This is a genomic window from Candidatus Hydrogenedentota bacterium (assembly GCA_016791475.1).
Classification (GTDB): domain Bacteria; phylum Hydrogenedentota; class Hydrogenedentia; order Hydrogenedentales; family JAEUWI01; genus JAEUWI01.
Window position 1 is genome coordinate 80,501 of record JAEUWI010000028.1, and the last position, 12,140, is coordinate 92,640.

Here is a 12,140-nt window from a genome sequence, read left to right on the forward strand (position 1 = left end):
CACAATCTTTTCGTTATCAACTGTCAACTGTCAACTTTCAACTGTCAACTGTCAACTGTCAACTGTCAACTGTCAACTGTCAACTGTCAACTGTCAACTGTCAACTGTCAACTGTCAACTACAATTCGTCTATATTTGCGTCAATCCACTCCGCCCGTTCTTGCAGCCAGTCCTTGAGGTACTGAATTTCGCCCTGGTAAGAATCGGGGTGGGGACCGGCAAACATCAAGTATCGGATATCGGGAAACAGGGTGTAGCCGAGCGTCTTCCAGCGGAGGAACTGGCGCGCCTGAGCGGTGCCGACTTCCGCCACGATGCCGTCGATGCGCGCGTTCATCGTCGCCGTGTCGAATATACCGTCGCGCAGTTCATTCCAGCGGGCGATATACCGTTCTTTGAAGGCGGGATCGCGCAGCAGCCGCCGTGGCCAGGCGCTTCGCGAAATTGGTCCGCCCTCCTTCGTAAGGATGAAATCTTCCGTTCCCTCGAGTCCCTGGAAGCTGAAATAGCCCATGGCGATATTCAGATCCCACATGGGGCCCAGGTGCAGCACATCGTCGCGGTCTTTGTACACGTACGTGCTGGAGTGGAAAGCGTCCCGGTTCTTGAAGTACTCCTGGAAGAGCATGTAGTCGATGAAAGAATCCTCGTCAATGTACTTCGCGTAACCGGACTGGGGATTGGTGAAGGTGCCGCTGAAGAGGGCCTGCTCAAAGGCCGCAAGATGGCCCTGAATCCAGCGCTGCTGCAGATCGGTTATGTCGTCGGGATCGGGATAGACCAGGCTCGCCACGAAGCCATCCGCGATGGGCAGGCCCACTTCGTCCGGATCCAGGCGGCTGGGTTCCATGATTTCCAGCAGGTATCCACCGGTGATCTCCGGGGCGTGTGAGTCCTCCGGTTCGAGGCGGGAAATGTCCACGCGGTCGCCATCGCGCTTGATCCGTTCCGTGAGCACGTAGATGCCTTCGTAGGACTCGACAACCGGTACTTCCGGATCCGTCCGCAGGTAGACCTCGCAGAAGCGTGTGCGGGGCGCGTAGTAACCCAGGTCCGCCCAGAGGCCGTAACCCAGCACATTGCGGATCAGGCTTCGGTCCATCCAGGGGCCATAGAGTACCCAGTCTTCCTCTTCGGGCATGCCCAGAAGCTCGGCATCCACGCCTTCGCCGGTCTCATCCCACAATTCCAGGCCCCAGGATTTCTTCGGAAAGGTCTGGGACGAGTTGCCGCGGGTCTCGATGCCGATGGGGCTGGTAAAGGTGGCCGAATCCGGATCGGGTGCCACGTTCTCCCCCTCGGCGCCCTCGATGATGTGCATGGTCGCGGTGATCTTCGGGTCGTCTAAGATGTCCTGGCCATCCGTGTCGATAATGACAATCGGCAGCTCGCTCTGGGCGTAGAGGCTGGCGGCATCGGTACCCTCGACCACCTCTCCATCTTCCAGGCGCCAGGCCCAGCCCACGTTGTTGTTCGTCATTGTCAGCGGACCGCGGGTGCGGGTCACGGGGGTGCCGTCCACGTCGGCGGTTGCGCGGAGCCAGTATTCACCGGGGCCGTCCACGTTCGCGTCGCCCACGGCATTGCCGGGCAGCGCCTCGCCGAGCACATTCGCCGCCGTATCGAGACCCGCCTCGGAATCCGCCACCGTGAAATAGGTGATGGCGTAGGGGGTCTGGTTGATCAATTGGAAGCGGAAGAAATTGGCCTTACCATTGCAGGCGCTTAGGACCAGTCCCAGCCCCATAAAGGTCGCGGCCAGACAAACGTAACGATTCGCTAACAGATTCATGATACCTCCCTGAAGGTAAGTTATCCCTGCCTGCATCCAGCGCGATCAGCCTGGGGGCTGTGTCGCCCGTGTCGCCGCCAAGCCACCCCTGTCCGCCAGGCTTTTCACATTGCGGCAACACCATGGCTACTGAGTGTACACGAGCCCATCCAGGAATCCAAGAGGCGGGTGCGCGACCGGGAAATCCGTCGAACTTTTTCCGGCCATTGTCGTATATAGTAGATAGCACATGGTTTCAATTCGATGAGGAGAGCTGGGCATGAGAACGTTGTATGCGGTTATTTTCCTTATTCTGGCGGCCGCGCCCGTGGGGGCGCAGGAAGAAGGAGCGGGGGCGGTCGTCCTGGAAGAGCGGGACCGGTTGATTCGTGAACGCTATGAGCAGGTGCTCCAGCGGGACCCGCTGCAGGATGCGGCCTTTGACCGGGTTTACGAGAGTTATATGCTCGGCGAGGGCGTAGACGGGTGGCTCAAGAAACTGGCGCCCGCCGAGGGGCAGACGGAGACCACCGGTGGTCTCGTGCTCCGCGGCCGTATCCTGGCGCGCCAGTTCAAGTCCGGTGAGGCGGTCGAGGCGCTTTCCAAGGCCCGTGAACTGGGCGAGGCCAGCCCCGCCTTCAATGCACTCCTGGGGCGGCTTTACTATGAAACGGGCAAGGACGACGACGCGATTGCCCTGCTGGGCACCGCGCTGGACGCCACGGAAAGCCCCGAGCAGCGCTCCGAAATCTGCCGCATGCTGGGCAGCGTCTATCTTCGCTCGGGGAAGCGCGCCGAAGCCGCCGCCGTCTGGGAGCGCATAGCAGCGCTGAATCCGAACGATCTCTTTGCGCTTCAGGAATTAGCCGAGATCTATGAAGAAAATCGCATGTGGGACGAAGCCATTGCCGCCCGGCAACGTATCATCGCGGCTGCGTCGAAGGACCCCTATCGCCAGTGCCACGCCTGGCGCGCCATCGGCCAGTCCCTCCTCGCGAAAGATGACCATGCGGGGGCCATTGCGGCCTTCGAGCAGGGGCTGGCCCTCGCCGCACCGGGGAACTGGCTCCATGAGGATCTGAAAGGTCGACTCGTGGGGGTCTATGAGTCCCGGGGCGACCTGGAAGGGCTCTCGGCCTACCTCGAAGCCCGCATCGCCCAGGATCCCACGGATCTCTCCCTTTCCGAGCTATTGGCCGATGTTGCCCTGCGTCACGAAGATACGGCCAAGGCTGAAACACTGCTCAAGGACATCATTGCGCGCGCGCCGGGGCGCGTGTCGGCCTTGGAGATGCTCATCAGTCTCTACCATCGGGCCGATCGAATGGACGAAGTCGCGGCGACCTTTGAGGCGCTCATCGCGCAGTATCCCGCGGAGCCGGACTATGTGCGGCGGCTGGGCGAGGCCTGGCTGGAACACAAAGCGCCCGAGAAGGCCCTGGAGACCTGGCGCCGCGTGGTCGGCGACGGGAGCGTGGCCGGCAATCACGCTCAGCTCGCCGAATGGCTGGAGCGGAGCGAGTTTTTTCCCGAAGCGGCGGCGGCCTACGAGGCGGCCCTGGCCCTTCGGCCGGATCGCGAGTGGCGCCTGCGCCTGGCGAGTCTGAAGTACGACATGGGCGAGGAAGAGGCGGCCCTCGCGGCGTGGCAGGCGGCCGCGGCTCCGGAAGATACGCCCGCCGGAGAAGTGGCGGAGATCGCCGCGATACTGCTGTCGAAAGAGTTCAAAGCCGAGGCCGAGGCGCTCTATTCCCGGGCAATGGCACTGGAGCCCGACAATCTCGACCATGTCCTGGCCTACGCCCGGCTGCTCACGGCGCGCGAAGATCACGCCGGGGCCGTGGCGCAGTACACGCGTCTGGCGGAGCAGGACACGAGCGAGTACCTGAAAAACGAGGGCGAGCGGGGGCTTCTTGATGCCTACGAGGCCCTCGGAACACTGGATCAGCAGCGCAAGGCCTGGGAAGAGGCCATCGTGCGGGCCCCGGGGGACACGACGGCCCGTCTCAAGCTGGCCCGGCTCTACGCCCGCCTGGGCAACCGACCCGGTGTGGTGAAGTTGTATGAGGAATGCGTCGCCATCGATCCCGCGCGTATCGAGTTTCAGCGACTGCTCGCCGGGGCCTATAAGGAGAACCGGCAGACCGAGAAGGCGATTGAAGCGATCGAGGGGCTGATGTCGAAAGACGCGGAACGTTCCCAGGCCTACTTGCGCGACCTGCTCGCACTTTATGGTACCTCGGGCCGACCCCAGGAGGCGATCCGATCCGCCGAAAAGCTGGTGGAACTTTCCCCCTCCAGCCCCGAAGCCCGCACGGCGCTCGCCCAGGCGTACCTTCGCAACGGCGAGCCCGAAAAGGGCCTCCAGCAGTACCGGAACCTCGTCCAGCTCGACGGCGCCCAGTCGGCCTACTATCGCGAGTTTGGCGACGCCCTGCAGCAGTTCGGCAGCTTGGGCGAGGCCCAGGAAATCTACCGGAAGATGCTGGAAACCGCCACGGACGATAACACGCGGCTCGACGCGGTGAACCGGCTGGCCACGGTGTATGTGCGCAATGGCCAGCGCGATGTGCTGCTCTCGGAGTTCCAGCGCCGGGTCAGCGCCGCGCCCAAGAGCCTGGCGGCCTATCAGGAGCTGGCCGCCGTGTATCGCGCCGCCGGAGATCTTCGGGGGGCCATGGAGACCCTGGAGCGGGCCCGGGGCGAGGTCGAGGATCGCGACGCGGTCCTGCGCCTCGTGATGACCGAGGCCTATCAGGCCGGCGATCACCAGAAGGTGCTGGCGGTCTACGAAGAGCTTCTGGCGCGGTCGGCCCAGCCCACGCCCCAGGATCTTGATCGGCTGGCCGGCGCCTATGCCCAGGTCGGGCGGATGGATGACGCCATCACCGTGTGGGAGCGCATCACCCGTGAGAACCCCGATGACGCCGCCGTGCAGTTACAAGTGGCCCGCCAGTTGGAGGCCTATGGACTCTATGACGAAGCGAACGCCCGAACGGAGCGCGCTCTGGAGATTGACCCTTACGATCACAATCTTCGCTTCGATTATGCCCAGCAATTGATCGGCTTCAACGAGATCGACAAGGGACTGGAGCAGTTGAAGAAGATCCTGGACATTGGCGAACGTCCAGAAGCGCCCCAGACCAACGGGACCCAGCCGCCCGCCACCGCTCGGCCGCCCGCGAATTTCCCGTCGTTCCCTGCCTTCCAGGGAGGGATGTCGATGAACATGAACATGAATATAAACATGAACATGAACATGAACATGAACATGAATATGAATATGAATATGAATATGAATATGAATATGGGCTTCAGCAGGCCTTATCGTTCGCGGGGCGGCTTTGGCGGTTATCGTTCCCGGGGCTACGGCCAGAGCTTCAACGATGTGCGCCAGCAGGTCGTGCAGACCATGGTCCATCTATCCCGCCAGCTCGACGAAACCGAGTCCATGGTCGATACTTACCGTAAGCGTATCGAAGCGCAACCCGAGAATATCGACGCGCGACGCGACTATCTTCTGGTCTGCGAGGCGTCCGAGCAGCCGGAGCTTGCCCTGGAAGCCGCCCGCGAACTGTCCGCGCTCCAGCCGGAAGATCTGTCGCTTCGCTGGCGCATCTTCGGTTACCTCCAGCAGCTTCAGCGAAGGGATGAAGCAATCGCCATGGCGAAGGAAATGTCACAGCAGCCCGACACGAACCTCGCGGGCCAGGCGCGGCTCATGCATATTCGATTGCTGGCGGAGAGCGAGCGCTATGGGGAGGCCGAGGCGGTGCTGGCCGAGTTGACCGCGGAAGCGCCCGAGAAGGCCCAGATTTACCTGCAAGTCGCCGCTTCATTTCAGCGGGCCGAGAACCAGGAAACGGCCGATCAACTCTACCAGAAGGCCGCCGAACTTGACCCCCGCTTTCTCAACGCCGCCCTCACGGGACGCGCGCGCCTGCGTCAGGAGCGCGGCGACGCCGCCGGCGCACGGGATTTGTACATCGAGGCGGTGTTTGCCCCGACCGCTGAGGCGGTCCCCAACATGTTCCAAGCGCAACGGAACTTTCCAACGCCGCTCTACATGCCCCAGGGTTCCCGGCGCGGTCGCCAGTCGGGCGGCAATATTTCCATGCTTCAGGGATATAACTTCCCCGTGACGGATCATCAGCGGGCTCAGGCGCTGAACGAGGCCTACCGCCTGACTTCGACTCCCGAGGAGTTCGCACCGGTCATCGAGCGCCTTCGCGCCGAGGCCGAGAAGTACGCGACGGCGGAGAGCGACGAAGCGCGGCAGGAAGCTTCCAACTTTGCCTACTTCTATGTGGCGTGCCTTCGCAATACCGAGCGCGACAGCGAAGCCGTTCAGGCGGTCGAGGCCCTGCTTGCCCGGCGTCCGGGGGACTTCCTCCTCCAGAATTTCCGCCTATTCCTGCTGGACGAGCAGGGGCGATTTGATGAAATGCTCGGCGGCTATACCGAAATTGAAACATCGAATCCCGCGTTGGCGGGCGAGGTCGCACGCGCGCGGCTCCAGCTCGCTCTGGCGCAGGAAGATATCGCGGCCCTTCCCGCGCTCTATCGCGCCCTGCCCGATACCCCAATCGGCGGGACGGTCCGCGGTAACGTGGGGATGCGGGCCAATCACTTGAGCCAGGTGGTGAGGACGCTGGAGAACGGCGGCGCCCGCGCCGAGGCTCGGGCGCTGCTGGAGGAGGAGCTGGCCCGTTCGCGCGATGCGGGCATCCTGATCCAGTTGTCGCGCTCCAGCGCCGCGGAGCATCGCTACGACGAGGCCATAGCCTATGCCCGCGAGGCCTATGAAAAGCAGGGCGCAGTCCGGGGGCGCGGCCAGAACTTTCAATACACGATGAATGCGATGTCGCTCCAGACCCAGGGGCTGTACGGGCTTGAAACGCTCTGGAACGCCTACCGAGAGGCCGGTCGCGAGCAGGAACTCATCACCGACTTCGAGTCGCGTTTGGAGGGTCAGCCCACGTCCGTCACGCTGCGCGAGTCCCTGATCGGGCTCTACATGGAGAGCCGGCAGTACGATCTGGCCCGGACGCAAATGGAAAAGTTGCTGGAGCTTCGTCCCAACGATGTGCAATTGAAAGTGCGCTATGCGGGCCTGCTGGAATCGAACAACGATCCCGCGGGCGCGCTCGCCGTGCTGGAGTCGGTGGTGGCGGCGCGCCCGTCGGCTTCCAGGAATATCACGGGCGAAATCCGGCGGCTCTACAAGGATTTGGGGAAGAAGGAAGAACTCGCTGCCCTCGAGCAGCGGGTAAAGCGCGAGGCGCGCACCGTCAACGAACTCCAGGAACTGGCGCAGCAACTCGGCCAGGAGCGGGAATACCTCCAGGCGGCGGAATTGCTCCAGCGCGCGTTGCGCATCGAGCCGCAGAATGTCTGGCTGACTTTTCAGATAGGTGACTACTACTGGCAGGCGGGAAACAAGAGCGAAGCGGCCGCCGAATATCTGAAGCTTTACCAACCGACATCACCCCAGGCCGGAATTCAGGTGGACACGGGCCGCACCCCCGAAATTATCCAGCGCATTGCCGAGGCGGGCCGGCTGGAGGAGTTGAAGGCCATCGCGGCGGCCACGCACGCGGACGAGTACACCGCGCGTTCGCTGAAAATTCTGGCGGCTCTTATCGCGCGCCACGAGGGGCGCGCGGCGGAGGCCGAGCAACTACTGAAGAGCATTGCCACCGCAAACGCGGATCAGCAGGTCAGCACGCTCCTGGCGGGGCTTGCCGAGGCCCGGGGCGATCTCGCGGCGGCCATCCAGTATCTGGAGTCGGTGGGCAAGGTCGCGGGGCAGACCGACTACCAGCGCCTGGCCATGCTCTATCTTCGCGCCGGGGAACCGGAGAAGTCCCTCCAGACCTGGAAGAAATTCGCGGAGCAGCATGGCGGGAATTTTGGTCACGATCAGGCCATCCGCGCTCTTTCCGAGGCGGGCGCTGACGAAGTGGTAGTGCCCTACTTCAAGGAGGTATTCACCTCAATACCCGCCTCCGACCCGGCGCGGCACGAACTGGCCGAATCGATCATCCGGCTCAACGAAGCGCGGGGCCGCTACGAGAGCCTGATCGATTCCGAGATCTTTTCTACCGAAACGAAGACCACGGCGGATCTGGCCCGGCGATACGCGGGCGACCTGGAAAATCTGCCGGGCCTTGCGCGGCGCCGGATCGAGCCGATAGCGGCGCGCTTTCCGGAGAACCGCGAGCTTCAGGCCCTCTATGCCGATACCCTGCAGAAGTCCGGCGACCTCGCGGGGGCAATAGCGATATATGAGAAGCTACTTGGGGACACCGAATTTGACAAGGATTTTGGCGATCGCTTCAGCGGCATGCTTCGGGAGTCGGGCAATATCGATGCGTGGCGCGAGTTCGCGCTGAACCGGGCCCGCCGCCCCAATCCTTACGAAAACGTAGTCCGTGAGGCGAGCCAGGCCTTGATAGAAACAGGCCGTCGCGGTGAGTTGGCGGCCTTTCGCGAGGAGGTTCTGGCGAACTCGGAGCCGGGGCAGCACAGTCGGCTCAGGGCGGGCTTCGCCGAGTTCGACGCGGAGCGGGGCGACGTGGTCGGCGCGCGCGCTACTTTGAAAGCACTGATGGAGCAGTCCAACGACAGATACATCCAGGCGCGCTACCTTCAGTTCCTGATCGTCAGGGGATTTCATGCCGAAGCGGGACAACAATATGCCCAGTGGCCCGAGGAGGTCCGCGACACCGTTTTTCAGGAACTTCGATCACGAGGCGTCATGGGCGCCCTGCTGGCCAGCGGCAACACGGAGGCCGCGTGGAAAGAATTGTTGCGCGGCGTGCTTCGTCGCGAGGCGGGCCACGATCCCGCCGGTTACCAACTCGCCCAGGAGCTGCGTGCGCTGGGCGACTTCTGCAACCATGTTGTGCCCGCTTCGGTGGTGGATGGCTATATCGACGCGATCCGCAAGCAGCCGGTACTTTCCAAAACCGATCGCTTTGTACTGGCCTGGTGGGAGATCAACCGGGGCCGCTGGCCCGCCGCTCTGGAGCTACTCGGCGACTACCGCGACGAGCGGATGTTTCAGGAGCTGATAGAGCGAGCGAAGGACCTGTTGCCCCAGGATCTGCGACAGGAGACGCTGGAGAAACCGGTAGCGGCGCCCGCGGCATCCTCCGAGGCCGAGGCGGTGGCCGCCACTCCGGAAGCCACACCCCAGGCGCGCATCGAAGCGGCTCGGGAGCTCGCCAACAACGGGAAGGCACAGGAAGCCATTGCCCTGCTGGATGCCGTGACGCTCTCGGAAAGCGACTCCGAGCTGCTCCAGCAGCGTGCGCAGGCGTATCGTGCGGCCAACGCACCCGAGAAGGCGGCGGCCGATCTGGCCGCACTGCTGGTGCGGCAACCGGACTACCGCAACGTGCGGGTGAAGCTCGCCGAGTGTCTTGCCCTGGCGGGAAAGCCCGCCGAGGCCATGGCGGCGTGGCGGGAGGCGGGGGAGCCGGTCAATACGGAGTTCGCGCGGGTCCTTCTCGACAAGTCCTGCTTTGCCGAAGCCCTTGAAGTGCTGGGCGACGCCGGCACGGAAGGCGGCTGGGCCGTGGATGTCGCCCTGCTCCGTGCCCGGGCGCTGGAGGGCACAGGGCAGATCGAAGCCATGGTCGCATCGCTGGAGTCCGTGTATCACGATCTCAATGCGAATGGTCAGGAGGGCCTCGTATCGAAGCTCGGAACGCAACTGGAAAAGTCGGCAACCTGGCAGACCCTGCTCGGCACGGACTCGCTGAAGTCCAACGCTTTCGTGAATCATGTCTTGCTCAGCATGACACGCAACGTGAATCCAGATACGGCCGGGCGCCTGCGGGACGCCTTGCTCACCCGTATCGATTCAAGCTCGATTGCGCATCGCGACGACGCCGAGAATTTCAGTCTCGTGCTGAGGGAGTCGGGCCAGCGCGATCAGGCCGTCGCGGTGCTGGTGGCGGCGGCGAAACACCCGCGCACCTCTCGGCATTCGGATCGAGTGCTGGTGGATGCATTGTACAACCTGGAAGCGCGCAGTGAAGCGGCCGGAATGCTCATCGAGCTTTCCCGCACCAATCCAGAAATACTGACCCACGATCCGGCCTATGGACTCTATCGCGCGGAGGAACTTGAGGACCCGGCAATGCGGGATGCGCTCTTCGACCGCGTTGCCGAGCTGGCGCCCACCGACGCCATGGCGACCTATGTGGCGGCGTTCAAAGCCTGGTATGGCCCCGACAAGGCCGCGGGGCTCGCCGCACTCACGGCGTTTGCCGATGCACCGGGCGCCCAGTCGCCCCACTTGTTCCGACTGGCGGATCTGTTCCGCGCGCAGGGAGAAGACGCGTTGGCGATTAAGTGCCTGGAGCGATTGGCCGGAGGTGATTATGGCGATGAAGTACAGGATCGTGCGCTCCTGACGCAGATATCCTTCAAGCGGAAGGCGGGGGACCCGGCCGGGGCGCTTGAGCTATTCTCGCGCCTCCTCCCCGCGCCGCTGCCCATGCGTTCGGAGGCCTGGCAGGAAATTGCCTCATATTTCAGCGAATTGCCCTATGAAACCGTAGAGCCTCTCATCGTGGCGAAGATTCAGGCAAGCCCGGAGCAACCCGGCGTAGGGGATTTGGCGGCCCTTCGCGCCGCCCTTGCGTCGCGACATGGGTTACCGGTTCCCGCCCTCGATCCCGCGAGCCTTGGGGTTCCCGCCGCGCGCGAGGCCGAAGTGCGGCTTTTGGGTAATCTGATCACGTCCTGGGCGTCCTCGGACATTGCCGAAACGAACGATTGGTCAGAGATGGCCCGGGATCTGGACGGAGAAGTATCCGCATTGCTGCGAGGTGAGGACGTTCCCCTTCCCCCATCTCGGGAATGGCGCGCACTGGAAGAAGGCGATTCTTATCCCTCGCTGCTGGTGGGACGAATGTCCGGCGGCTTCTCGGGTTCCTGGGGCACCCGGGGCGCAAGCGAATTTCTCGTGAAGTTGGAAAGTCCAGACGTACGAACCGTAACACTGGCGATCGGAAGCAGTGATCAAATCCGGCTCTGGGTGAATGAGGGCGAAGTCTATTCCAACCGCTCGGGCCGCTTGAATCTCCTGGATACGGATCGGGTTGAAGTTGCATTGAAACAGGGTATCAACTGGGTCTTCGTTCGTTGCCGTCACGGCCAGGAAGTGAACTCCGGCGTTTTTTCTCTGGCCATAGTCTCCGGCGCCGAGGGCCTGCGCGTGGTCATGCCCTCCCTTCCCGCGCGGGATGAAGGGAGGAACGACGTGCGGACTGCCCAACAATGAAGCCGGGCCGCCGGGCGCAGCAGTTGCGCCCGCGCGGCCGCGGCGGAGTGGGGCGATGGGAGATCAGGCGACTTTGACGTCGATCTGCTTTGTGGGTAGCGCGGCGGCGGCGCGGCGGGGCACCGTAAGCGTGAGCACGCCTTTCTTACAGGCCGCCTGGATGCCTTCCGCATCGGCGTCCTCCGGCAGGGAGAGGCGGCGCTCGAAAGAGCCGTAGGAGCGCTCCACGCAGTAGTAGTGATCCTTCTTCTCTTCTTTTTTCTGCTCCTTCTTTCCCCGGATTACCAGCGTGTCGCCCGTGATTTGTACCTCGATCTGGTTCTCGTCCACACCGGGTAATTCCGCCGAAATCGTGTACGACTTATCGGTGGCGGCGATGTCGACGGACGGCTTCAGCCACGCAGTAGTGTCGGGGACACGAAGGGTGTTCCAAAGCGGGGATGGGGCATAGGGAAAACCCTGAAGCAGATTATCGAAGAGTTGGTCGAATTCCTCGTGGAACCGGGCAAGGGGCGCTGGATAGGCATTCGCGGAGCCACCCCGCGTCACCGGGAGTGGACGAGACCCATTCTCCTGTTCAGACTTGAACCAGTTCCAGGGAGCAAGTTGCTTGAGTTCCATGGTGAAATCTCCTTTTCTTTTCCTTTCCTTCGGTTGTCAGTTTGGCCCGGCGTAATTTCCGGCTCCGTTTTTTAACTATCAAATACCGTGCCAACGCGATTGCCCAATAAACCATCGGTTTCCGGGCGCTTTCGATTGTGCAGCCAGCCCCACAATGCGTTTACTGCTTCAGAATCGAACGCGACTGATTCATTTCCAAACGAAGCAACACGCCAGCCGTCTGAATCCAGAAATCGATCTAACGACGAATGGACTTGGAGCAGCCTCCGGCCGCAACTAGAACTTGGACCACGGAGACACGGAGGCACGGAGAAAAAGAGAAGCTTTTGGAGGCGCCTGTGCCCGTTCGCAGCAAGCTTGTGTTCCACAGGGGGGTAGTGTCAAATAGTTTCTGTAAATACTGTCCACTTGGGTAGTGTTTGCTGTTTTGTTGTTTTCAGTAGGCCCCAC

3 protein-coding genes are annotated in these 12,140 nt (G+C 62.6%); 1 reads left to right on the plus strand and 2 read right to left on the minus strand.

Annotated elements, in window-relative coordinates; all coding sequences use genetic code 11:
• Window positions 1-118: 118 nt before the first annotated feature.
• Complete coding sequence (locus JNK74_15900) at window positions 119-1,792, minus strand: CotH kinase family protein (protein ID MBL7647669.1); 1,674 nt, start codon at window positions 1,790-1,792, stop codon at window positions 119-121.
• Between the two features lie 259 nt (window positions 1,793-2,051).
• Between JNK74_15900 and JNK74_15905 the strand changes: the two genes are divergently transcribed.
• Window positions 2,052-11,069, plus strand: coding sequence for a tetratricopeptide repeat protein (locus JNK74_15905; GenBank protein ID MBL7647670.1), 9,018 nt, complete (start codon window positions 2,052-2,054; stop codon window positions 11,067-11,069).
• A 63-nt stretch (window positions 11,070-11,132) separates the two neighbouring features.
• On the opposite strand, the gene JNK74_15910 is transcribed toward JNK74_15905, so the two are convergent.
• Complete coding sequence (locus JNK74_15910; protein ID MBL7647671.1) at window positions 11,133-11,690, minus strand: Hsp20/alpha crystallin family protein; 558 nt, start codon at window positions 11,688-11,690, stop codon at window positions 11,133-11,135.
• Between the last annotated feature and the right edge of the window lie 450 nt (window positions 11,691-12,140).

Excerpts from the sequence above, each read along its gene's own strand:
- JNK74_15910 (MBL7647671.1), bottom strand. The coding sequence starts at position 11,690 with ATGGAACTCAAGCAACTTGCTCCCTGGAACTGGTTCAAGTCTGAACAG.
- JNK74_15905 (MBL7647670.1), top strand. The coding sequence starts at position 2,052 with ATGAGAACGTTGTATGCGGTTATTTTCCTTATTCTGGCGGCCGCGCCC.
- JNK74_15900 (MBL7647669.1), bottom strand. The coding sequence starts at position 1,792 with ATGAATCTGTTAGCGAATCGTTACGTTTGTCTGGCCGCGACCTTTATG.